Annotated in this window: 23 protein-coding genes; 14 read left to right on the top strand and 9 right to left on the bottom strand. The window is 72.5% G+C overall.

The features are described 5' to 3' along the window. Positions 1 to 672: 672 nt before the first annotated feature. Positions 673 to 2,748, bottom strand: a complete 2,076-nt coding sequence (locus tag SD460_RS22280) for a hypothetical protein (RefSeq protein ID WP_290056766.1) — start codon at positions 2,746 to 2,748, stop codon at positions 673 to 675. 30 nt (positions 2,749 to 2,778) lie between these two features. Continuing rightward, the gene (locus SD460_RS22275; protein ID WP_290056767.1) at positions 2,779 to 2,913 is read right to left on the bottom strand and encodes a hypothetical protein; all 135 of its coding nucleotides are present in this window, start codon (positions 2,911 to 2,913) and stop codon (positions 2,779 to 2,781) included. A gap of 89 nt (positions 2,914 to 3,002) precedes the next feature. On the opposite strand from SD460_RS22275, the gene SD460_RS22270 reads away from it, so the two are divergent. Next, on the top strand, positions 3,003 to 3,656 hold the full coding sequence (locus SD460_RS22270) for a DUF4230 domain-containing protein (RefSeq protein WP_290056769.1): 654 nt from the start codon (positions 3,003 to 3,005) through the stop codon (positions 3,654 to 3,656). A 7-nt stretch (positions 3,657 to 3,663) separates the two neighbouring features. Here the strand turns inward: SD460_RS22270 and SD460_RS22265 are convergent, their stop codons facing one another. Both SD460_RS22265 and tsaA read right to left on the bottom strand, forming a co-directional pair. Then, positions 3,664 to 4,014 (bottom strand): UBP-type zinc finger domain-containing protein, encoded by a 351-nt coding sequence (locus tag SD460_RS22265; protein ID WP_290056770.1) that lies wholly within the window; start codon positions 4,012 to 4,014, stop codon positions 3,664 to 3,666. A gap of 40 nt (positions 4,015 to 4,054) precedes the next feature. After that, the gene (gene tsaA / locus SD460_RS22260; protein ID WP_290056772.1) at positions 4,055 to 4,579 is read right to left on the bottom strand and encodes a tRNA (N6-threonylcarbamoyladenosine(37)-N6)-methyltransferase TrmO; all 525 of its coding nucleotides are present in this window, start codon (positions 4,577 to 4,579) and stop codon (positions 4,055 to 4,057) included. 123 nt (positions 4,580 to 4,702) lie between these two features. Here tsaA and eno point away from each other — a divergent pair, with 123 nt between their 5' ends. Next, positions 4,703 to 5,986 (top strand): phosphopyruvate hydratase, encoded by a 1,284-nt coding sequence (gene eno / locus SD460_RS22255; protein WP_318306665.1) that lies wholly within the window; start codon positions 4,703 to 4,705, stop codon positions 5,984 to 5,986. Here eno and SD460_RS22250 read toward each other — a convergent pair. After that, the gene (locus SD460_RS22250; RefSeq protein WP_290056775.1) at positions 5,970 to 6,278 is read right to left on the bottom strand and encodes an EthD family reductase; all 309 of its coding nucleotides are present in this window, start codon (positions 6,276 to 6,278) and stop codon (positions 5,970 to 5,972) included. The genes eno and SD460_RS22250 overlap by 17 nt on opposite strands. 116 nt (positions 6,279 to 6,394) lie before the next feature. Between SD460_RS22250 and yczE the strand changes: the two genes are divergently transcribed. Further along, complete coding sequence (gene yczE, locus SD460_RS22245) at positions 6,395 to 7,030, top strand: membrane protein YczE (protein ID WP_290056776.1); 636 nt, start codon at positions 6,395 to 6,397, stop codon at positions 7,028 to 7,030. Here yczE and SD460_RS22240 read toward each other — a convergent pair. Genes SD460_RS22240 through SD460_RS22225 form a run of 4 tightly spaced genes read right to left on the bottom strand, consistent with a single transcriptional unit; the run spans position 6,979 to position 11,133 of the window. Continuing rightward, positions 6,979 to 7,740 carry a gamma-glutamyl-gamma-aminobutyrate hydrolase family protein gene (locus SD460_RS22240; protein ID WP_318306664.1) on the bottom strand — a complete coding sequence of 254 codons (762 nt, stop codon included), beginning with the start codon at positions 7,738 to 7,740 and terminating at the stop codon, positions 6,979 to 6,981. The two genes, yczE and SD460_RS22240, sit on opposite strands and share 52 nt — an antisense overlap. Further along, positions 7,737 to 9,074, bottom strand: coding sequence for an O-acetylhomoserine aminocarboxypropyltransferase/cysteine synthase family protein (locus tag SD460_RS22235; protein ID WP_290056779.1), 1,338 nt, complete (start codon positions 9,072 to 9,074; stop codon positions 7,737 to 7,739). The genes SD460_RS22240 and SD460_RS22235 overlap by 4 nt, the downstream gene beginning before the upstream one ends. Continuing rightward, on the bottom strand, positions 9,061 to 10,116 hold the full coding sequence (locus SD460_RS22230) for a fatty acid desaturase family protein (RefSeq protein WP_290056781.1): 1,056 nt from the start codon (positions 10,114 to 10,116) through the stop codon (positions 9,061 to 9,063). Before SD460_RS22230 ends, SD460_RS22235 begins: the two co-directional genes overlap by 14 nt. A 15-nt stretch (positions 10,117 to 10,131) precedes the next feature. Next, positions 10,132 to 11,133 (bottom strand): aldo/keto reductase family protein, encoded by a 1,002-nt coding sequence (locus SD460_RS22225; RefSeq protein WP_290056782.1) that lies wholly within the window; start codon positions 11,131 to 11,133, stop codon positions 10,132 to 10,134. 145 nt (positions 11,134 to 11,278) lie between these two features. Here SD460_RS22225 and SD460_RS22220 point away from each other — a divergent pair, with 145 nt between their 5' ends. From SD460_RS22220 to SD460_RS22170, 11 genes are read left to right on the top strand one after another with little or no spacing between them, the layout of a single operon-like run. Next, positions 11,279 to 12,583 (top strand): glutamate-5-semialdehyde dehydrogenase, encoded by a 1,305-nt coding sequence (locus SD460_RS22220; protein ID WP_290056783.1) that lies wholly within the window; start codon positions 11,279 to 11,281, stop codon positions 12,581 to 12,583. Continuing rightward, on the top strand, positions 12,583 to 13,326 hold the full coding sequence (locus tag SD460_RS22215; protein ID WP_290056784.1) for an alpha/beta fold hydrolase: 744 nt from the start codon (positions 12,583 to 12,585) through the stop codon (positions 13,324 to 13,326). The genes SD460_RS22220 and SD460_RS22215 overlap by 1 nt, the downstream gene beginning before the upstream one ends. A gap of 44 nt (positions 13,327 to 13,370) precedes the next feature. Further along, positions 13,371 to 13,610 carry an acyl carrier protein gene (locus SD460_RS22210; RefSeq protein WP_290056785.1) on the top strand — a complete coding sequence of 80 codons (240 nt, stop codon included), beginning with the start codon at positions 13,371 to 13,373 and terminating at the stop codon, positions 13,608 to 13,610. Further along, the gene (locus SD460_RS22205) at positions 13,607 to 14,956 is read left to right on the top strand and encodes a TrpB-like pyridoxal phosphate-dependent enzyme (protein WP_290056786.1); all 1,350 of its coding nucleotides are present in this window, start codon (positions 13,607 to 13,609) and stop codon (positions 14,954 to 14,956) included. The genes SD460_RS22210 and SD460_RS22205 overlap by 4 nt, the downstream gene beginning before the upstream one ends. After that, positions 14,946 to 16,052, top strand: coding sequence for an acyl carrier protein (locus tag SD460_RS22200; protein ID WP_318306663.1), 1,107 nt, complete (start codon positions 14,946 to 14,948; stop codon positions 16,050 to 16,052). The genes SD460_RS22205 and SD460_RS22200 overlap by 11 nt, the downstream gene beginning before the upstream one ends. Further along, the gene (locus tag SD460_RS22195) at positions 16,049 to 17,551 is read left to right on the top strand and encodes a class I adenylate-forming enzyme family protein (protein WP_318306662.1); all 1,503 of its coding nucleotides are present in this window, start codon (positions 16,049 to 16,051) and stop codon (positions 17,549 to 17,551) included. Before SD460_RS22200 ends, SD460_RS22195 begins: the two co-directional genes overlap by 4 nt. Then, complete coding sequence (locus tag SD460_RS22190) at positions 17,535 to 18,818, top strand: type III PLP-dependent enzyme domain-containing protein (RefSeq protein WP_318306661.1); 1,284 nt, start codon at positions 17,535 to 17,537, stop codon at positions 18,816 to 18,818. The genes SD460_RS22195 and SD460_RS22190 overlap by 17 nt, the downstream gene beginning before the upstream one ends. A gap of 11 nt (positions 18,819 to 18,829) precedes the next feature. Beyond that, positions 18,830 to 19,081, top strand: a complete 252-nt coding sequence (locus SD460_RS22185; protein ID WP_290057393.1) for a phosphopantetheine-binding protein — start codon at positions 18,830 to 18,832, stop codon at positions 19,079 to 19,081. After that, on the top strand, positions 19,078 to 20,229 hold the full coding sequence (locus SD460_RS22180) for an acyl-CoA dehydrogenase family protein (protein ID WP_290057394.1): 1,152 nt from the start codon (positions 19,078 to 19,080) through the stop codon (positions 20,227 to 20,229). The genes SD460_RS22185 and SD460_RS22180 overlap by 4 nt, the downstream gene beginning before the upstream one ends. Then, positions 20,222 to 21,316, top strand: coding sequence for an acyl-CoA dehydrogenase family protein (locus SD460_RS22175; RefSeq protein ID WP_290057395.1), 1,095 nt, complete (start codon positions 20,222 to 20,224; stop codon positions 21,314 to 21,316). Before SD460_RS22180 ends, SD460_RS22175 begins: the two co-directional genes overlap by 8 nt. Further along, on the top strand, positions 21,313 to 22,053 hold the full coding sequence (locus SD460_RS22170; RefSeq protein WP_318306660.1) for a 4'-phosphopantetheinyl transferase family protein: 741 nt from the start codon (positions 21,313 to 21,315) through the stop codon (positions 22,051 to 22,053). Before SD460_RS22175 ends, SD460_RS22170 begins: the two co-directional genes overlap by 4 nt. Positions 22,054 to 22,068 lie beyond the last annotated feature (15 nt).

Raw genomic sequence — 22,068 nt, 5'->3', positions numbered from 1 at the left:
GTTCGCCGGTGATCGTCAGTACCGCCAATCGTGGGATCCCAACATAGGTTCGCCCCGGTTCGGAGTTACCCAACGTAGCAACATCGAGGACAGCATTCCACGAGTTGAACCGCCATTTACCCGTCGGTTTCTCCTGGCAGCGGGCACGACGAACAACGGCGGGTAGCGGCCCATCGCCGTACCACCCCCGCCGAGTGGTTCACCCGGCCCTTCCAGAGCCGCGGAACCCTGTTACCCGGCCACCTGAGGGGTTAAACAGCTGATCTCACCCGATTTTCCGGCGCCCGGCCCGCCACACCGTCGCAAGCCCGTCAACTGCGGAAACACGGATTTTTGACCTATCTCACGCAGATTACCGGGGAGTCAAGCAGCACAACCGGAAGCACGTGCACCGTATCGTGCACCCGATGCGGTTTTATTTCGCATAATTTGCCGCGCGTCCCACGGTCCGAGAAAACGGACAAGTACCGGACCACCCGATTGGACCGTAACGAAATAGGCCACGCAATTCGGAGGGTTACCGTCCTTTTCGGCGTCCCCGGACGTTCACCAAAGCGGCCGCGTTCGTTAGCCGGAAAGCTCTCCGAATGGAGCACGAGGTCGGTTCGCGACACCGCAACCGTCCGCCGGTTTCTGCGGCTGCTCAGCGCACGGCGCGGCGGAATCCGCGGTTCAGCTGACCGAGTGCTCCGGTTCCCAGGGTTCCGCGGTGCGACCGCCGGGTTCGATCCCGTACCGGCCCAATCGAGCCGCCTCACCGGCGCGACCGGTCCGCTCCAGCAACCCGGCGAGCAACCGCAGCCGACGGGGCTCGGCCAGCCACCACTCGTCGCCGTCTTCCAGCCAGTACCGGAGCAGGGCCTCGGCCTCGCCGACGCGGCCGAGCCGCTCCAGCAGCCCGGCCAGCCGCTCAGCCGCCACCCCGTGCCCGTTCCCGACCTGGATCCGCAGCGGCTCCTCGGCTTCTTCGAGGCGGCCGAGGCCGGCCAGGACGTCCACCAGCAGCGGTACCGCCTGCAGGCTGAGTTCTGCACTTCGCCGGAACCAGCCGACCGCCTCGTCGATCTCCTGGTGGTCCACCAGCAGGTAGGCGAGGTACCACATCGCGGCGGGATCACCGTTCCGCGCGTGGGAGCGGAGCAGCGCCTCGGCTTCCTGTTCGAGGCCGCGGCGCCGCAACCGGACGGAGAGCATCGACACCGCGAGCGCCTCCCCACGATCGGCTCGCCGCCACAGCTCCGCTTCATCCGGCGCGGCCCGGGGTTCGTCTTCGGCCGTGCCGCCTCGCCCCGGCTCACCCGGCGCGGCCTGCGACTCGTCCTCAACCGCGTCGTCATACCACAGCAGCAACCCCACCGGCGCCGCCGAACGGTCGAGGTCGCCGGTGCGCCGGCGCCACGCTTGTGCTTCCGCGACCGCACCACGCAGCTCCAGCAGGAAGGCGAGCAGCCGCATCGCGGAGACGTCACCGGACTCGGCCGCGGGCTCGGCGAACCGCGCGGCCAGCCGGTACAAGCCGCGCCGGCAGGCCGACGCGGCCAGCCGCGCGCGGTCGTCGACCGCGGTTGCGTGCTCGGCCAGCGCGGCCCACAGGCCGGCCGGTGGGTGGCAGCGGGCCCGTGCGTCGCGCGCGTAGTGGTCGAGGAAGTCGTGCAGGACAAAGCCGTCCGGTGGTCCCAGTCCCGGCGCCCGTCTCGTCGGTGTCAACGCGGCGATGCCGTGGTGCGGCCGGGTCGCGACCGTCAGCGCGTCGGCGAACCAGTCGCCGGTGGTCACGCGGTCCGGTTCGTCGAGATAGGCCGCCGCGGCCGTGTGCAGGACCTCCGCGGAGACCGCGCTTTCGCAGCCGAGGCGCGCCGCGTCCATCGCCGTCGTGATGACGGCGTGCGTCCGTGGGTCGTGCAGGCCCTCGGCGTAGTAGCGGAGCAGCTGAGGTCCGCCGGACAGCACCTGGGTCACCGCCAGCCGCTCGGCGGTGCGCGTGGCCAGCGCCAGCCGCGGATCGAGGGCGGCGCACCGGGTCAGTTCCGCCTCCTCGCCCGCGAAGCTGTCCGCGATCCGCACCATCCGCACCTGGGGCAGGTCGACCAGCGCCGGTGCGTCCACAGTGGACAAGCGGGCCCAGTCCGCCGTCCACACGTCGGCGACCACCAGCAACGGCCCGGGACCGGACAGGGCATGCGCCAGTGCTTCGGCGACAGCCGGCCCGTGCGGCAGGTCGAGGAACCGCCGCCGCAGATCGGGCAGCCACCACACCCGCCGCGGCGGCCCGCCGCGGGCGAGCAGTTCCACCAGCTGCCGCGGCCCGCTCGGCCGCACAACGGGCCAGTCCCGCAGGTGCGGCACCGCCCGCACGGCTTCGTAGGCGGCGCGGGTCTTGCCCGACGCCGAACCTCCGACCAGCACGACCATCAAGCTGTCGTCGGCGGCCTCCGCCAGCAGCCGCCGAACCTCGTGGTCGTGCCGCCGCACGACGTACCGCGGCGGCCCGGCGGGCACCGGCGACTCCAGCGCGATCGCCTCGTGGTGATGCGGCACGACGTACTGCGGCGGCCCGGCAGACACCGGTGGCTCCAGCGCGATCGCCTCGTGCACCCCCAGCTCCCGCGCACTCCACCCGGAAATCGGCCGGGCAGCCACCGGCGGCGGCGCAACGGGCTGGTGGACGTGGACGTCACCGTGGATGTCCCGAGCCTGCACGACCGGCCCGTACGCCGTGCCGACCTCGTTCGAGACACCCTCCGCCACCGCCTCAATCTACCCGCCGGCCCCCGCGGTTCATCCCCGAAGTGTGGTCCAGACCGCCACCGGCGCGCCGAGCTTCTCGCCCTTCCGATAGCCACCGAAGATCAAGCCCAGTACCAAGATGACCAGAGCGATCACCAGGACCCACAGCCACAGTGACTTGCGCACGGCGTTTTCCCCTCGTCGGCGGAACTCGGCCTCGCGTACGTACCCACGACGCCGGTTCGCCAAGCGCGTGCCTGGGTATCCCCTCCGGCATGGGTGCATGGGGCAAGCGGCTCATCGGAATCGGCGTGGCGATCGTGGTACTGGCGGCCGCCGTGCTCGTCGGATCGGCGGTTCACCTGTTACCCCAACTGCGCAATCCGTTCGCCCAGCAGACCGAAGAGCATTCCGGTCCGGTGCTGCTGCAGTCGATCGTCGAGCTGTCGCGCTACGAGGCCGCCAGCGGGTCGTTCCAGGTGGTCGTCGACATCACGACCACCTCCGCACTGCCCAGCTTCCTCGTGGGCAGCGACACGATGTTCATCGGCGTCGGCACGGACAACGCCTACGTGGACTTCTCCGGCCTCAAGGGCGACGCCGTCCAAGTTTCGGACGACCGCCGATCAGCCACCATCAGACTTCCCCACGCCCAGCTGGAGCCGGCGACGCTGGACGTGCACGAGTCCCACGTCTACGCGCAACAGCAGGGCCTGTTCACCCGCATCAACGAGTTCCTCAGCGGCAACCCGAACTCGCAGCAGGCCCTGTACGAGCTCGCCCAGAAGCAGATCCAGGCCGCCGCCGCGAAGAGCACGCTGGTGGCCGACGCGGAGCGGAACACTAAGACGATGCTGACCGGCCTGCTGCAGTCGCTCGGCTTCAAGACCGTCGCCGTGAACTACGCCGACAACCCCGCCGGAGGCTGACTTCGCGTCAGCGGTGCAGGCGCTGGGGCCAGTCCTCGGGGAGCCGGTCCGCCGGGCCCGGGGCCGCCTGGGTGAGCGGGCGGTGTTCCGGGGCGGCCAGCGCGGGACCGGACTCGTACATCGCCTCCTCCTCGTAGTCCCAGAACCACTCCTCCCCCGGTTCGAAGCTGCGCACGATCCGGTGTCCCGAGGACGCGGCGTGGGCGCTCGCGTGCTGGCCGGGTGAGGAGTCGCAGCAGCCGATGTGGCCGCAGGCCGCGCACCGGCGGAGGTGGAACCACCAGCCCTGCGGGTCCGCGGCGTCGCAGTCCGCGCAGCCGGGGCCACTCGGCGGCACCGCGGGGTCGACTCCTTGCATGCGGACTCCTCTGCTCGGGACTGCGGGGGCGAACCCGACTCTAAACCGAACCGGGCCGGCCGGCCGCCGGACCCGCCAGGTCGGCCGGGGTCACGCCGTCCGGTACCGCCACCTCGTCGAACCACCCGCAGGCCGGCTCCCCCGGCGGGCGGTCGAACCGCGCCACGTAGGGCTTGAGGTCGACGACCGGCGTGCCGTCGAGCAGGTCGACGCCGGCGAAGCGGATCGTCGCACCGGTGACGTCGAGGATGCGCACCAGGCTGAGGCCGATCGGGTTCGGGCGCCGGGGGCCACGGGTGGCGAAGATGCCGAGCCGGCGGCCCGTTCGCCGCAGCAGGTACGGGACCTGCGTCAACGACGGCGGACCGGGGGTGTCCGGGCGGTCGAGCCAGGTCAGCAGCCACGCGTAGTCGAAGCCGGCCAGTCCGGCCAGGCCTTCGACGTACGGCTCGTGGATCTCGAGCGTGCCCTCCTCGGCCCGGTTCGCGCCCGCCTGGACCGGCGTGCGCTCCAGGTCCCGCCGGGACGTGTGCACCACTCCGATCGCGCGCCACGGATCGACCATGTCCCCACCCTAGACCGGCCACGAAAAGTTCGGGATCGATTCAGAGATTTCTGCTAGCCTCGCGCCTGTTCTCGCGGCTCACCGTGGCGCCGCCCCGCTAGGCGAACTCACCGAGGAGCGCGAATGACTGCCATCGTCCGGGTCAAGGGCCGCGAAGTCCTGGACAGCCGGGGCAACCCGACCGTCGAGGTCGACGTCGAGCTGGCGGACGGCTCGCTCGGCCGGGCCGCGGTGCCTTCGGGCGCGTCCACCGGCACCCGGGAAGCGGTCGAGCTGCGCGACGGGGACAAGAGCCGGTTCCACGGCAAGGGCGTGCGCAAGGCCGTCGACGCCGTCAACACCGAGATCGCCGAGGCGGTCGTCGGCCTGGACGCCGAAGCGCAGGCGGAGGTCGACCGCGCGCTGATCGCGCTGGACGGCACCGCCAACAAGGCCCGCCTCGGCGCGAACGCGACGCTGGGTGTGTCGCTCGCGGTGGTCAAGGCGGCCGCGGCCGCCAGCTCCCTGCCGCTGTACCGCTACGCCGGCGGGGTGTTCGCCCACCTGCTGCCGATGCCGATGATGAACATCATCAACGGCGGCGCGCACGCGGACAACCCGATCGACTTCCAGGAGTTCATGATCGGCCCGGTCGGCGCGCCGACGTTCGCCGAGGCCGTGCGGATGGGCTCCGAGGTCTTCCACACGCTGCGCAAGTCGCTGCACGACGCCGGGCACAGCACCAACGTCGGCGACGAAGGCGGGTTCGCGCCCAACCTGAGTTCGGCCGACGAGGCGCTCGAGTTCGTGCTGCGCGCCATCGAGCAGTCCGGCTACACCCCCGGCGAGGACATCGCCCTCCTGCTCGACCCGGCCGCGTCGGAGTTCTACACCGGCGAGGTCTACGACTACACCGGCGAAGGCCGCAAGCGCAGCGTCGAGGAGCACGTCGCCTACCTCGCCGACCTGACCGCCCGCTACCCCATCGTGTCCATCGAGGACGGTCTGGCCCAGGACGACTACGCCGGCTGGAAGCAGCTGACCGACACCATCGGCGACCGCGTCCAGCTCGTCGGCGACGATGTCTTCTGCACCAACGTGAACCTGCTCGACGACGGCATCGAACGCGGCATCGGCAACTCGATCCTGGTCAAGGTCAACCAGATCGGCACCCTCACCGAAACGCTGACCACCGTGGAAACCGCGCACAAGGCGGGCTACTCCGTGGTCATGTCCCACCGCTCCGGCGAAACCGAGGACACCACGATCGCCGACCTCGCCGTCGCCACCAACTGCGGGCAGATCAAGACCGGCTCGCTGTCCCGCGCCGACCGCACGGCCAAGTACAACCAGCTCATCCGCATCGAGGAAGAGCTGGGTGCCGAGGCGCGCTACGCCGGCGCGAGCACGATCAGCGGTCGCCGCTGAGCGGGTAGTGGATCATCTCCACCCCGCCGGTGGCGTAGTTCGGGACGTCCGCGGCCACGGCCTTGCCCGCTTCGGAACCGAGCGCGGCGGCCATGGTCTCGGCCGACTCGAAGTCGGCGTGGAAGACCGCGAAGTACTTGCGGTCCCCGGCGAGCGAGGCCACGTCGAAGGAGTACTGCGAGCGCAGCAGGCCGGGCAGCTTCGCGGCCAGCGGCAGGTGGGTGCCCTCGTAGTACTCCCGGAAGTGGGCTTCGTCGGCGGGCGGCGGGTAGAGCACGGTGAGCCGGTGCATCGATCCTCTTTCGTCGGTGGTCCCCTCCACCCTCGCACACTTCGCCGTGGACGCCGGGCGCGCAGCGTCGCGGTGCGGGTGGCACGATGGGAAAACGCCGAACGGAAGGATCACGCGTGCGGGTGGCCGAACTGGTGCAGTCGCCGTTGGTACCACCCGGCAGGCCCGTCCGGCGCCTGTCCCAGCTCCTCTCCGGACTGGTCCTCTACGGCGTCAGCGACGCCATGGTCGTGGCCGCGGGGCTGGGCGTCGAACCGTGGGACGCGCTCGCCCAAGGGCTGACCCGCACCGCCGGGCTCAGCATCGGGGTCTGGACCAACCTCATCGGCGCCCTCGTCCTCCTCCTGTGGATCCCGCTGCGCCAGAAACCCGGACTCGGCACGCTCTGCAATGTCCTGCTCGTCGGCACCTCGATGGACCTCGCACTCGCCGTCCTGCCGCCGTTCGGGCAGCTGTGGCTGCGCTGGGTCGTGCTCGTGGCGGGCATCGTGCTGAACGGCTTCGCCACCGGCTGCTACATCGGGGCCCAAGCCGGCCCCGGGCCGCGGGACGGGCTGATGACCGGGCTCGCGCAGCGGGGGTACCCGATCTGGGCGGTGCGGTGGGGCATCGAGATCGCCGTGCTCGTGATCGGGTTCGCCCTCGGCGCCACCGTGGGCATCGGGACCCTGCTGTACGCCTGCGCGATCGGGCCGCTCGCTCAGCTGTTCATGCCGATGCTGGACATGGGGCGGGGCAAGGGAAAGTCCTGACGAGCGGCCAACCGGGCCGCGACGCCGAATGCGTGGAAGATCGCCGTCGAGACCGGGTCCGTCTCCGCGTACCACTCCGGGTGCCACTGCACCGCGAGGCAGAACCCGTCGCCCGCCGAGCCCGCCTCGATCACCCCGTCGTCGGCCACCGCCTCCACCCGCAGGTCCGGGGCGACGCGGTCGATGGCCTGGTGGTGCAGGGAATTCACCGGCACCTTCGCGTACCCCAGCAGCTGCCGCAGCACGCCGCCTTCGGGCAGGTGGACGTCGTGCGCGGGCCGGTACTGCCGGTCCCGGGGCTGCGAAACGTCCTCGCGGTGCGAGCCGTCGGGCAGGTCGCGCAGCGTGCCGCCCAGAGCGACGTTCAGCTCCTGCAGCCCGCGGCAGATCCCCAGCACCGGCAGCCCCGCCCGCAGCGCGGCGGGCAGCACCCGCAGCGCGAGTTCGTCGCGGTCCGGGTCGACCGGGGCGAGGCGGGGCCAGCCGCCGTAGCGCGGGGGCGCCACGTCGATCTGGTGCCCGCCGAACACGACGCCGTCGAACCGGTCGAGCACGTCCACCAGCCCCGGCGCCGGACCGCCCACGACGGCCACCGCGCAGCCGGAAACCCGTTCCAGCGCCCGGACGTAGACCTCGCGCACCGCCGTGTGCGGTACCCCGTCGACGGATTCGGCCGACGCGGCGAGCGCGACCAGCGGCCGGGCGCTCACCGGGCCCGCTCCAGCGCGCGGGTGAGGTCTTCGAGCAGGTCGTCGGGGTGCTCCAGGCCGAGCGACAGCCGGATCGAGCCCGGGGTGACGCCCGCCGCGAGCTGGTCGGCCACCGGCAGCTGGGCGTGGGTGGTGGACGCCGGGTGCGTCGCCATCGACCGGACGTCGCCGATGTTCGTGACGTGCGCGAACAGGCGGAGCGCCTCGATGAACCGGCGGCCCGCCGCCTGCCCGCCGGTGAGCTCGAACTGCACCAGCGGGCCGCCGTTGCCGCCGAGGTAGCGCCGCAGCAGGTCCTGCTGCTCGCCGCCGGCCAGGGCCGGGTGGCTGACCGAGGACACCGCCGGGTGCGCGGCGAGGAACCGCGCGACCGCGGCCGCGTTCTCCCCGTGCGCGCGCATCCGGAGCGGGAGCGTCTCGATGCCTTGGATGAGCAGGAAGGCGTTGAACGGGCTCAGGCACGCCCCGAGGTCGCGCAGCAGCGTTTCCCGCGCTTTGAGCAGGTAGGGGCTGCGGCCGAGCGCGCTGTCGAGCCCGGCGCCGGTCTCGGTCCACACCGCGCCGCCGTGCGCGGGGTCCGGCTCGGTCAGCAGCGGGTGCCGCTCGGCGTGGCGCGTCCAGTCGAAGGTGCCGCCGTCCACGATGAGCCCGCCCAGCGCGCTGCCGTGGCCGCCGATGTACTTCGTCGCCGAATACACCAGGATGTTCGCGCCGAAGTCCAGCGGGTTGCAGACCATCGGGAGCAGCGTGTTGTCCAGCACCAGCGGCACGCCGGCCTGCTCCGCGAGCCCGGCGACGTCTTCGATCGGGAAGATGCGCAGCTTCGGGTTGGGCAGGGTCTCGCCGAAGTAGGCGCGGGTGCGCTCGTCCGTGGCGGCGGCGAAGTTCTTCGGGTCTTCCGGGCTGACGAACCGGGTTTCGACGCCGAACCGCGCGAAGGTGTTGGCCAGCAGGTTCCACGTGCCGCCGTAGAGTTCGTCGGAGCTGACGATGTTGTCCCCGGCCCGGCACAGGTTGAGCAGCGCCACGGTGGTCGCGGCCTGCCCGGTGGAGACGGCCAGCGCCGCCGGGGCGCCGTCCACGGCGGCGATCCGCGCTTCGAGCACGTCGCAGGTCGGGTTGTTGAGGCGGGTGTAGGCGTGCCCGTCCTCGCTGAGGTCGAAGATGCCCGCGGCGGCACCGGTGCCGGGCAGCTCGTAGGCCGCGGTCTGGAAGATCGGCGTGATCACCGGCGCGGTCGGGCCGGCGCGCAGCTCGGCGCCCGCGTGCATCACGGCGGATTCGGGCCGCCGGAACTCCTTCGGTGTGCTGGCGGGCCGTTCAGTGACCGGCATGGGAAAGCTCCCTCGGTTCGGACATGGACGTGACGATCGCGCTTACGGCGCTGGGCTGCCCCTGCGGACCCCGGGTGAACAGCCCGCCCAGCACGGCGTCGACCGCGGCGTAGTCCGGATCGGCCAGCCGCACCCGCCTCGCCTTGCCGAGGTTCCAGAACGGCGTGCGCGGATCGAGGTGGTGTTCCAGGTGGTAGTTGTCGTTGTGGATGCCGGTGAGGAACTTCTCCCAGCCGCGGCTCTTGCGGTTGCGCGTCATGTGCAGGTCGACGCGGGCGTCCCGGACGAGCGGGGTGTGCTCGGACAGTTCGATGTACCAGCCCAGGATCTGGAAGCTCGTCAGGTAGGGGACGAACCAGAACAGCAGCAGTTCGCCGAGCCACCCCTGCGACCAGCACACCGCGGCGACGACGGCCCAGAACCCCCAGAAGCCGGCCCGGTCGAGCACCCGCTTGCGGCGCTGGACCTGGGGCACCTCCTCCGTCCGGCCCGCACGCAGCACCTGGTAGCGGTTGCGGACCAGGTACCGCAGGTAGGCCCACGTCTGCGAGCCGAGCAACGGGACCAGCACCACCCGGCGGACGTAGGTCCGCGGCGAGGCGGCCCGGTACGCACCCTGCTCGATGAAGAACCGCAGGTCCGGGTCGCGGTCCGGGTCGCCGAGCCGCGGGTGGTGGGTGAACACGTGCGAAACCTTGTACGCGTAGTGCTGCTGGAAGATCGGGTACGCGGTGAGCACGGTGCCGAGCAGCATCCGCACCCGGTGGTCCGCGGCGCCGACGCCGTGCGCGCAGTCGTGCAGGATCGTGGACAGCCCCCGCTGGCGCGCGCCGATGACCAGCACCGCGAGCGGGTAGCACCACCACGAAACGGCCACGCACAGCCAGACGCAGGCCGCGATCCAGGCGGCGTCCTCGAGCCAGGCCAGTCCGGCGTGCCAGTTGTCGCTGCGGTTGAGGGGTTTCATCCGGGCCCGGACTTCGCCGGGAAAGCGGTGCATCCGGTAGCGCTTCCCGTCGTAGGCCCACTCGGTCTCGGACACGCGTACTCCCTGGGGTCAGACGAGGGCGGTCAGCGGCACGCCGATGAACGTCGGGTCGAAGCGGCTGACGCCGTCGAGCAGCTCGTCGATCTTCCGCAGCACCGCGTCGTCGAGCACGACGTCCACGGCCTTGAGGTTGTCCGTGAGCTGCTCCGGGCGCGAGGCACCGGTTATCGCGGTGGCGACGTTGGGGTTCTGCAGCACCCAGGCCAGCGCCAGCTGCGCCATGGTCAGGCCGAGCTGCTCGGCGACCGGCCGCAGTTCCTGCACGCGGCGCAGCACGTCGTCCTGCAGCCAGCGGACCATGTAACCGCTTCCTTCGCCGTCGGTGGCGCGGGAGCCGGGCGGCGGCTGCCGGCCCGGCAGGTACTTGCCGGTGAGCACGCCCTGGGCCATCGGGGACCAGACGAGCTGGCCCATGCCTTCGCGTTCACAGGCCGGGATGACCTGGGCCTCGATGACCCGCCACAGCATCGAATACTGCGTCTGGCTGGAAATCAGCGGCACGCGCAGTTCGCGGGCCAGCGCGGCGGCTCGGGTGATCTGCTCGGCGGTCCACTCCGAAACGCCGACGTAGAGGATTTTGCCCTGCCGCACCAGGTCGGCGAAGGCCAGCATGGTCTCCTCCAGCTCGACCGTCGGGTCGAACTGGTGGGCTTGGTAGAGGTCGAGGTAGTCGGTCTGGAGCCGGCGCAGGGAGCCGTGCGCGGACTCCATGATGTGCTTGCGTCCCAGTCCTTGGTCGTTGGGGCCGCCGGGTCCCGTCGGCCAGTAGACCTTGGTGCAGATCTCCAGGCTCTCGCGGCGGCGGCCCGACAGCGCGCGGCCCAGCACCTCTTCGGCGCGGGTGTTGGCGTACATGTCGGCGGTGTCGAACGTGGTGATCCCGGCGTCCAGCGCCGCTTCCACGCAGTTACGGGCTTCTTCTTCCGCCACTTGCGAGCCGTGGGTGATCCAGTTGCCGTAGGAAATCCTGCTCACGGAGAGGCCGCTTCGGCCGAGTCGACGATGTTCCATGCCCCAAGACACTCCAAGCAAATTTCCGCGTAGTCAACGTTTGAAACCGCGGAACAAGGGGCCGCGAATGGGGTCATCAAAACTATTGATGACCCCATCAATAGGTCCATGATCACGTTTGCCCCGATCATTTCCCGCTGAGAACGTGAAGTATCCGACGGGGGAAATCGAGATCGGGAGAACAATGGTCGACGAGATCATCGACGCCGCACGGGCGGCGACCACCGCGGCACCGCCGCTGGGCACCGAGGCGTACGGGCGGTTCTGCACCAGCCTGGCCCACCGGCTCACCACGGCGTGGCCGCGGATCCGCGCCGCCAACGACACCGACGTGGGACGAGCGCGGGACCAGGGCCTCCCCGACGTGCTCGTCGACCGGCTCCGGCTGACCGAGGAGCACCTCGACGGGCTGGTCACCATGACCTCGACGGTCGCCGGCGAGCTGCGCGAGCTGACCAGCCGCCCGCCGGGCACCCCGATCGGCGACTGGGGCGTGCGCCACCGCGTGCCGCGGCCGCTGGGCGTGGTGCTGATGATCTTCGAGGCTCGCCCGACGGTCACCGTCGAAGGCGCGCTGCTCAACGCCGCCGCCGGGAACGCGGTGATCCTGCGCGGTGGCAAGGAGATCGCGCGGACCAACGCCGAACTCGGCGCCGCCGTCACCGCCGCACTGGAAGACGCGGGACTGCCGGCGGGCCTGGTCACCGTGCTGGACGACCCCAGCCGCTCGGTGCTGCGGGAACTGCTGCGCCGTCCGGACGCGATCGACGTGCTGATCCCCCGCGGCAGCCCGTCCCTCATCGACTACTGCCACCGCGCGAGCACCATCCCGGTGCTGGCCAGCGGCGGCGGCGTCAACCACCTGTACGTGCACCGCAGCGCCGACCTGGCCCAGGCGGTCGCGATCGCGCTGGACAGCAAGCTGCCCGCCCCGGCCGGCTGCACCTCGCTCGAGATCGCGCTGGTCGACCGCCCGGTGGCCGACGACTTCGTGACGGCCCTGCTCGACGGTGCCCGCCGCGACGGCAGGCCGTTGACCGTGCGGGTCGGCGAAGGCCTCCAGCGGCCGGAAACCAGCGGCGACTGGCGGGTGGAACCGCTGGGCGAGCACGACCTGGGCCGCGAGTTCCTCGACAGCACGGTCGGCGTGGTGGCGGTGGACTCCCCCGGCGAGGCCGTGGAGTTCATCCAGCGCCACGGTTCCGGCCACAGCGAGGCGATCGCGGCCACCGACCCGGCGGTCACCGGCGAGTTCACCGACCGGGTGGACGCGGCGACGATCGTCGTCAACGGGTCGTTGCGCCTCAACGACGGGCCGACGCTGGAGCTGGGCTCGGAGATCGCGATCAGCACGAGCCGGCTGCACGCCCGCGGGCCGATCACGCTGGCCGCGCTGGTGAACTACTGCTGGGTGATCGAGGCCAACGGCCGGCTGCGCGAGGCGAGCTGATGTCGGCCCCGGCGCGGCTCGCGCCACCGCCGTTGCTGGTTCCGCTCAGCCGGCGTCCGCACGCCGCGCAAGCGGTTCTGGTGCACCCCGGCGGTGGCGGCCTGAGCCCGTACACGCCGCTCGCCCTGCGGCTCGCCCGCGGCCACGGCGTCAGCGGCATCCGGGCCGGCGGGTTGTTCGCCGGCGAACGGCCCGATGACGACGTCGAAACCATGGCCGAGCGGTACCTGCCGCTGCTGGACACCCTGCCCCGCCGCCCGGAGCTGCTCGTGGGCTGGTCCATGGGCGGCGTTCTCGCCTGGGAACTCGGCGCGCGCCTGTCCACGACCGGACCGGCCCCCGCCGTCGTGATGATCGACAGCTTCACCCGGCGCGACGAGTTCGGCACGACGGACCGGGCCGCGGTCGTCGAGCGGATCATGCGATCGGTGCACGCCAGGGTCGCGCCCCGCGACCAGCGCTGGGCCGAAGCCACCGCGCACGCGCACGTCACCGCGTCGGGACGGCACCGGGTCACCAGCACCCACCCCGGCCCCGCGCTGCTGGTGGCCTGCGCGGGCCCGCAGCGCCGGACCCAGGTCGAGAACTGGACGCGGTTGTCCGCCCGGCTGCGGGTCCGCGAACTGGAGTGCGGTCACTTCGACGTTTTCGACCGGAAAGCGCTTCCCGCTCTACTGACCCATCTCGACGAATTCCTGACCGGAGAACCCGCCCGAATCACGAAAACAGGAGGGAAACGATGACGAACGGACCAGATCGTGAAACGGTCTCCGATTCCGTGAAACGCGTGGTGATCGCCGAATCGCGGCTTTCGCTGGCGCCGGAGGAGATCCACGACGACGAGCCGCTCAACGGCGACCTGCTGCACCTCAACTCGCTGGGGTTCGTCGGCATGCTCGTGCACCTGGAGGACGCGCTCGACGTCGAGCTGCCCGACGACCTGTTCGTCGGCCGCACGTTCAAGACGGTCGACGACCTCGTGGACGTCGTCGCCGAAGGAACCCGTGGGACGGAGGCCCTGCGATGAACACCGTTTCCCCGCCCGCCAGCTGGCGCAGCGTGCTGCCGCACCTGGACGAGCCGCTGCCCCCGGACCAGAGCCCGGAGTCGCCCGCCGGCGGCTCGGACGGCGTGGCGGTGAACCTGCCGTTCGCGCTGGTGCGCCAGTCCACCCAGAACCGCGAGTTCTGGGACATCCCCGCCGAGGTGTTCGACGCCTACCGCGCCTTCCGGCCCACGCCGCTGTGGCGGGCCCGCCGGTTCGAGGACGCCGTCGGCGCGCGGGTGCCGATCTACGTCAAGTACGAAGGCGGCAACATCTCCGGCAGCCACAAGCTGAACACCGCGCTCGCGCAAGCCCACTACTACGCGAAGGCCGGGGTCAAGGAGCTGGTCACCGGCACCGGGGCCGGGCAGTGGGGCACCGCGCTCGCCGCCGCCTGCGCGATGTTCGGGTTGCGCTGCCGCGTGTTCATGGTGGGCACGAGCCTGCAGAAGAAGCCCTACCGCGGCACGCTGATGCGGGCACTCGGCGCCACCGTGCACGCCAGTCCGAGCGACCTGACCGACGTGGCCGCCCGCGTCGGCGGCGGGGTGAACAGCCTCGCGCTGGCCATCGGCGAGGCCGTCGAATACGCCGGGCGCACCGAAGGGGCCGCGTTCTGCATCGGCAGCGGCGAAACCTACAGCATCCTGCACCAGTCCGTCATCGGGCTGGAGGCCATCGACCAGCTCGCCGAGCTGGAGGCCACTGTGGACAGTGTGGTCGGCTGCGTCGGCGCCGGCTCGAACTTCGGCGGGATCGCGTTGCCCTTCTTCGCCGACGCCGCCACGACCGGGACGGAGTGCCCGCGGCTGGTGGCCGCGGAGTCCAGCACCACCCCGAAGCTCACCCGCGGCGTCTACGCCTACGACAAGACCGACGCCACCGGGGTCAGCCCGATGGAGGCGATGTACACCATCGGCAGCAGCTACCCGATCCCCGACTCGCATTCGGCGGGCCTGCGCTTCCACGGCGCCGCGAAGGTCATTTCCGCCATGCGGCACCGCGACCAGGTCACCGCGCAGGCTGTCGGGCAGGTCGAAGCGCTGCAGGCCGGCCAGACCTTCACCCGGTCGGAGATGGTGCTGCCCGCACCGGAGTCCGGGCACGCGCTGGCCGTCGCCGCACGCCTGGCGGCCGACGGCGGTTCGTCCCGCGGCGTCGTCGCCTGCGTGAGCGGGCACGGCTACCTCGACCTCTCCGCGTACCAGCAGCTGCTCGACGGCGAGCTCACCACCGAGCCGCCCGCGGAGCAGGCGCTGGTCACGGCCATGGACCGGCTGCAGCCGGTCCCGGGACTCGCGATCGCCGGGAGTGGACATGCCTTCTGACCCGATGGACCACCGCCTCTTCGACTGCGTCCAGGTGAACCTGGCCGAGCTCGCCGACCGGCGGCACGGCGACGGCACGCACCTCGCGCTGGGCCGGCTGCTGCGCTTCTGGCCCCGACCGGGCGCGGACGGGCTGCCCACCGTCGAGCCGCGGGTCGACGACCACGTGACGGAATCGGCCGCCCTGCTGGGGTTGCGCGTCACCCGGCGCGCCCGGATCGACACCGCCGCCCAGCTCGAACCCGGCCCCGGCTGCTACGCGGTGGCGGACGCCTACCACCTGCCCTGGGTCCCCTACCACCGCAGGAAGCACCTGGAGCACAGCTTCCTGGTCGAGCCGGCCGAGGACGGCGTGACCGTCGTGGACGGCTACCACAACGACACCGAGTGGGGTGCGGCCCGGCCGGGCCGGTGGACGCTCGGCCACGCGGAGTTCGCGGAAGCGCTTCCCGAGGGCGCGCTGACGTTCGAGCTCGCCGCCGGGGAGCCCCCGGCGGCGCGGACGCCCCTGGTGGAGCTGGCCGAAGCCGACACGTTCGTGGCGACCTACGCCGACCACCCCGACCGCGAGCGGGCGATGCGGGGACTGACCCTGCAGACCTGGCTGCTCGCCCGCAGCCGCCGCCTGCACGCCGCGGCCATGGGTCTGGACACCGATCCGGTGCGGGCGCACCTGGCCGAGTGGGACGCGATCGCGAAGCAGGTCTACCTGGCCAGCCGCCGGGTGAGCGCGGGCCGCGAGGAGCCGCGCGCGCTGTTCCCCCGCCTCGCCGAGTGCCTCGCCGCGGACCACATCGCGTTCAGCGGACCGGTCGAGACCCCGGCGGTATCCACAGTGGACACCATCGACGTGCCGGTGACGATCCGGGACTCCGTCACCGCGGTGATCGGGACCGTGCTGGGCACCGAGCCCCCGGCGGACGCGCGCACGCTCGGCGACATCCCCGGCTTCAGCTCCTTCCGCATGATGGAGATCGTCGAGCGGCTCGAGAGCGACCTCGGCGTCGAATTCGCGGCCGAGGACCTGGTCCCGGAAAAACTCACCCACGTCGACGGCCTGTGCCGGGCCGTCGTGGCCGCAGGAGGAACCCGATGACCTACGCACCGCGAGTGCTCCACGAACTGCTCGACCACGCCGCCCGGCTGTGGCCGAACCGGACCGCGCTGACCTGCCGCGGCACCTCCGCGACCTACGAAGAGGTCGCCGGCGCCGCCCAGCGGGTCGCCGCCTCCCTCGCCGCCCGGGGCGCCCGCCGCGGCGACCGGCTGCTGATCAACGCCCCGGCGAGCACGCTGCTGCCCGCCGTGGTCTTCGGCGCCGCCCGGGCCGGGGTCGCGTTTTCCCTGCTGCACGAACAGGTCCGCGGCAGCAGCCTCGACCACGTGCTGGCGGATTCCGAGCCGGTGCTGGTGGTGACCGACGACGAAGACGTGCGGCACTCGGCCGAAGCGGCCGGCGTCCCGGCCGTCCCGGTGGCGGAGCTGGCCGCCGGTCCCGGCCGGGCCGTCGACCTACCCGCTCCCCCGCTGCCGGTCGACCCGGTGTGCCTGATCTACACCTCGGGCACCACGTCCCTGCCGAAGGCCGTGGTCAGCACCCACCAGCAGCTGCTGTTCGCCACCGGCGCGATCGCTTCGGTGCTGGAGTACCGCACCGACGACGTCGTCTACAGCCCGCTGCCGCTGTCCTTCGACTACGGGCTGTACCAGGTCTTCCTGTCCGTCACGGCGGGGTCGCACCTGGTGCTGGGCGCCCCCACCGAGGTCGGGCCGTCGCTGGTCCGCAACCTGGTGAGCTCCGGCGCGACCGTGCTGCCCGCCGTCCCGGCCGTCGCCGAAGCGCTCAGCGCGCTGCTGCGGCGCCGCCCGAAGCCCGCCCCCGCGCTGCGGCTGCTGACGAACACCGGCGCGGCGATGCCCACCGGCACGCTGGAATCGTTGCGCGAAGCCGTTCCCGGCCTCCGGGTGCAGCTGATGTTCGGGCTCACCGAGTGCAAGCGCGCCACCATCATGCCGGTGGACGGCGACCTGGCCCGCCCCGGCTCCAGCGGCCGGGCCCTGCCCGGCACGGAGGTGTTCGTCATCGACGAGGCGGGCGAGCGGCTGCCCGCCGGCGAGGTCGGCGAGATCGTGGTGCGCGGCCCGAACGTCATGGCCGGGTACTGGCGCCGCCCGGAGCTCACCGCCGAGAAGTTCCCGCGGGTGGCCGGGTTGTTCCCCGAGCTGCGCACCGGCGACTACGGCCGGCTCGATGAGGAGGGCTACCTCTACTTCGACGGCCGCCGCGACGACATCTACAAGGAGCGCGGGTTCCGCGTCAGCGCGACCGAGGTCGAGACCGCCGCGCGCGGCGTGCCCGGCGTCCGGGAAGCCGCCGTGCTGGTCCCGAAGGACACCCGCCCGGCCTTGCTGTTCGTCACCGGCGAGCTGGCCGCCGACGGCGTGCTCGACGGCATGCGCACCCGGATCGAGGAGTTCAAGATCCCGGCGAGCTGCCTGCGGGTGGAGGCGCTTCCGCTGACCGGCAACGGGAAGGTCGACCGCAAGGCGCTGGCGTCGCTGGCCGAGGAGGTGTCCGGTGGAGCTGCTCGCTGAGCGTCCCGCGGGGCTCGCGGACCTGCCCGGCGACCTCGCCGCGCTGCCCACCCCCGCCTACGTCTACGACCTGGCCGAGGTCCGCCGCAACCACCGGCGGCTCGACGGCGCCCTGCCCCGCGGCACCGGGCTGCTGTACTCGCTCAAGGCCAACCCGCACCCGGACGTGCTGAGCACGTTGCGCGAGGCCGGGGCCCGCCCGGAGGTCTGCTCCTCCGGCGAGCTGCGGGCCGCGCTCGACGCCGGCTGGACCGGCGCGCAGGTGCTCTACACCGGCCCCGCCAAGCGGGACGCCGAGGTCGCGGCGGCCCTGCGCGCCGGGGTGCGGGAGTTCTCCGTGGACTCCCCGCACGCCGTCGCCCAGCTCGACCGGCTCGCCGGCGAGGCCGGGGTCCACGCCCGCTACCTGCTGCGCGTCAACGACGACCAGCCGGTGCCGGGCCAGGGCCTGGCGATGACCGGCGTGCCGTCGCAGTTCGGCGCCGACACCGGCTGGATCCTCGCCGAGCCCGCCCGCTTCGCCGGGGGCGAGCACGCCGAGGCGGCGGGCCTGCACCTGTACATGGGCACGAACCTCACCGAGGTCGACGACCTGATCGGGCAGTTCCGCCGCGCGCTGCGCACCGCCGCGCGGCTGCGGGAAGCCCTGGCCCCGCACGGGGTCCGCTTCCGGACCCTCGACCTCGGCGGTGGTTTCGGCGCCCCGTTCGCGAAGGAAGGCACGGCGGTCGAGCTGCCCGGCCTGCGCGAAGGACTCGAGGCGCTGCTCGCCGAAGAACTGCCGGGCTGGCGCGAACAGGGCCCGGAAGTCGTCTTCGAGTCCGGCCGGTACCTGGCCGGCACGGCGGGCACCCTCGTCACGGCGGTGCTGGACGTCAAGCGCTCGCAGGGCAAGGACATCGTCGTGCTCGAGTCCGGCATCAACCACCTCGGCGGCATGTCGGGGCTGCGGCGGCTGCCCCCGCTCGCGCCCCGCCTGCTCGGCCCGGCCGGCCCGGACGTGCTGGACGCGCTCGTCGCCGGCCCGCTGTGCACCCCGCTGGACACCTGGTCCCGCGGCGCGAAGCTGCCCGTACTGACCCCCGGCGACCTGGTCGCGGTGCCGAACGTCGGCGCCTACGGCCTGTGCGCCAGCCTCGTGGCCTTCCTGGGCCACCCCCTGCCGGCGGAGGTCGTCGTCGACGGCGACCGCCCCGGCACCCCCGCGCGGACCTCCCGCGTGGAACTGGTCAGGACCACTGACCCCGCTTCGGCGGACCGACTGTGAGGAGCACACCGATGGACCCCCGCATGGCCGAACTGCTCACCCCGTACCTCAAGTTCCTCAACGGCCGCGAGCTCGGCCCGGACGACTCGCTGCGCGAGCGCGGGCTGGACTCGATGCAGTCGATCAACGTGCTGTTCGAGATCGAGGACGTCTTCGGCGTCTCGCTGCCGGACGAGGACATCACCGACGCCACCTTCGCCACCGGCGGCACGCTGTGGACCGCGGTGGCGGCCCAGCTGGAGCGCCAGGAGGTGTCGTCGTGACCGCCGCCCCGCTCGCCGAGCTCGTCGGGCGCGTGACCAAGGTCGCCGAGGAGCACGTCCGGCGGACCGACGACGAAGCCACGTTCCCGGTGGAGGCGCTGGAAGAGCTGCGCGCGACCGGCCTGCTCGGGCTGCAGGTGCCCGCCGGGGAGGGCGGGCTCGGCGGGTCGCTGGCCGACGTGCTCGAGATCAGCACCGAGCTGGGCCGGGTGGACATGTCGCTGGCGATGATCTTCGCGATGCACTGCCAGCAGGTGGCCGCCGTGCTCGCGCACGCCGACGGCCGGCTGCGCGAGGAGCTGGTGCCCGAGATCGCCGCGGGCCGGCTCTACCTCGGCTCGGTGACCACCGAGGCGGGCAAGGGCGGTCATCTGCTGACCGCCGAGTCCGCCGCGGCCTGGCGCGACGGGGAGCTGCTCGTCGACCGCTTCGCCCCGATCGTCACCGGTGGCCAGCAGGCCGACGGGTTCCTGATCACCCTGCGCTCCCCGGATTCCGAGGCGGACAACCAGGTTTCGCTGGTCTACGCCTCCCGCGCACAGGTCGAGATCGAGCCGGCCGGCGGCTGGAACCCGCTGGGCATGCGCGCCAGCGACAGCGGCGCCATGAAGCTGCGCGGGCGGCTGCCGGCGCACCAGGTCGTCGGGCGCCACGGCGACTTCCACACCATCGTGACGACCGTGTTCGGGCCGATGGCCCACCTCGGCTGGGCGTCCTGCTGGCTGGGCACGGCGGCCGGGGCGCTGTCGCGGGTGATCGCGTCCGTGCGCGGCAGCCGCGGCAAGACGGACCTGAGCTCCGAACTGCTGATGACCCGGCTGTCGCGGGCGCGCCAGCGGCTGGACACCGTGCACGCGCTGATCTCGCACGCCCGCGAGGTGGTCGAGACCACCGCCGACCTCAGCGTGCCGAAGGTGCAGCTGCTGATCAACGCCGTGAAGATCACCGCGGCCGAGGAGTGCTACCGGGCCGTCGACGAGCTCGTCGACGCGGTCGGGATGCGCCACGGCTACCTGCGCGACTCCCCGACGCGGCTGGAGCAGTCGCTGCGGGACCTGCGTTCGGCGGTGCTGAACTACAGCAACGACCGGCTGCACCTCGCCGACGGCCGGCTCACCCTGCTCGACCAGGAGGTGCGTTTTGCCTGACACCGCCATCCTGGACGGCGACGTGCTGTCCACTGTGGATCGGGAAGCCGGCGGCGCCCAGGTGTGGCAGCGGCTCGGTTCGGCCGGCGTGCTGCGGGACCAGTACCGGCAGCGCACGCCGACCGGACTGGTCGCGGACCCCGGGCGGCTCGCCGCCACCCTGCGCGCGGTCGACGCCCGCGGCGACAACGGGATCACGCTGAGCGTGCTGGTGCAGTCGGCGAGCGCGCTGCCGATCCTGGCCGCCGGGACCGGCCCGGAGTTCGACCGCGTCGCCGACGGCGACTGCGAGGTCGCGCTGGCCGCCACGGACGCCGCGGCGGCCGGCTCCGACCTCACCGGGCTGGGCACGGAGGTCGAGCTCGACGGGGACACCGTCCGGCTCGACGGCGGCAAGCGGTGGGTGACCACCGCGACCCGCGCCGCGTACTTCCTGGTGCTGGCCCGCCACCGGCCCGGACGCCACTTCACGGCGTTCACGTGGGTCCTGGTCCCGGCCGACGCGGCGGGCGTCCGGGTCACCCCCGCGACGACCACGCTGCTCCCGGGCGCGGGCATCGGCCACGTCGAGTTCTCCGGCGTCCGCCTGCCCGCGTCGGCGGTGCTCGGCCGGCCGGGCCGCGGGCTGGCGTTGTTCGCCCGGCACATGGGCACCGAGCGTCTCGCCGGCGCGCAGTGGGCCACGGCGCTCACCAGCCGGGTGCTGGCGGAGACCCGGGAGGCGTTGACGCGCCGGGAGATCGACGGCCGCGCGCTGTGGGACCACGACTCGGTCCGTCAGGAGTTCGCGGCCTGCCTGGTGCGGGTGCGCTCGTTGCGCGCGCTGCACGAGGCACTGGCCGAGCGGGTGGTGGCCGACCACGACCCGACGAGCGCGGCAATGCTCAAGGCGGCGATCGGGTTGACCGCCGACGAGGTGCTGTCCCGCTGCGCCCGCTGGCGAGGCGCCGACGGCTTCGCCGACGACGGCCTCCAGCTGGTCCGAGCGGAGGCGGCGGTGTTCGGCATCGGCGGCGGCGTGACCGAGCTGATGCTCACCGCCATCGCCGACGGCGCCGAGCCCCTCCTCGCGGAGCTGCGCACATGAGCCCGCGAGAGCCGGTGCCCCCACCCGTCCTCCTAGCCGCACTTTCACGTGAAAGTGCGGCCTTGGGACCGGCACTTTCACGTGAAAGTGCGGTGCTTCCCGAGGTGACCGCCGACGGCACCGAGGTCGCGCCCGGTGTCTGGGTCGCCTCGGCCGACCGGGCCGACTTCGGCGAGCCCGACGTTCACCCGGGCGACCTCGCCGAAGCCGGTGGCCGGCCGGCCTGGCGGCGGGCCGAGTTCCTCGCCGGGCGGCACCTCCTCCGGCGGCTGCTGCGCCGGGTCCGGCCCGACCTCGCCGCGCTGCCCGTCCGCATCGACCCCGCCGGCAAGCCACGGCTGGGTGGCGCGCCGGACCTCGCGCTGCCCGGGATCACCATCTCCCACGACGGGGACCGGATCGCCGCGGCCGTGTGCGCGCACGGGGACGTGGGCGTCGACGTCCAGCTGCCACCGGATCGGCTCAGCGACTCGGCCGTGCGCCGGTGCCTCGGCTCGCACGCTCCCGCCGTCACCGCGCTCCCGCGGGCCCGGCGGGCGCGGGAGTTCGCCTGGGTGTGGACCGTGCAGGAGGCGTGCGTCAAGGCCGACGGCACCGGCATGGGCGGGCGGCCGTGGTCGATCGACGTCCCGCCCGGCGCGCTGTCCGGACGCTGGGGCCGCTTCACCTGGCTGAGCCTGCGCACCCGGTCGCCGGTGCCGCTGAGCTGCGCCTTCCACCCCGCACCCCCTCGGTGACCCACCACGACAACG

Origin of the sequence: Amycolatopsis solani (genome assembly GCF_033441515.1) — a bacterium.
GTDB classification, from domain to species: domain Bacteria; phylum Actinomycetota; class Actinomycetes; order Mycobacteriales; family Pseudonocardiaceae; genus Amycolatopsis; species Amycolatopsis solani.
This window is presented reverse-complemented; position numbering and strand designations above follow the sequence as displayed.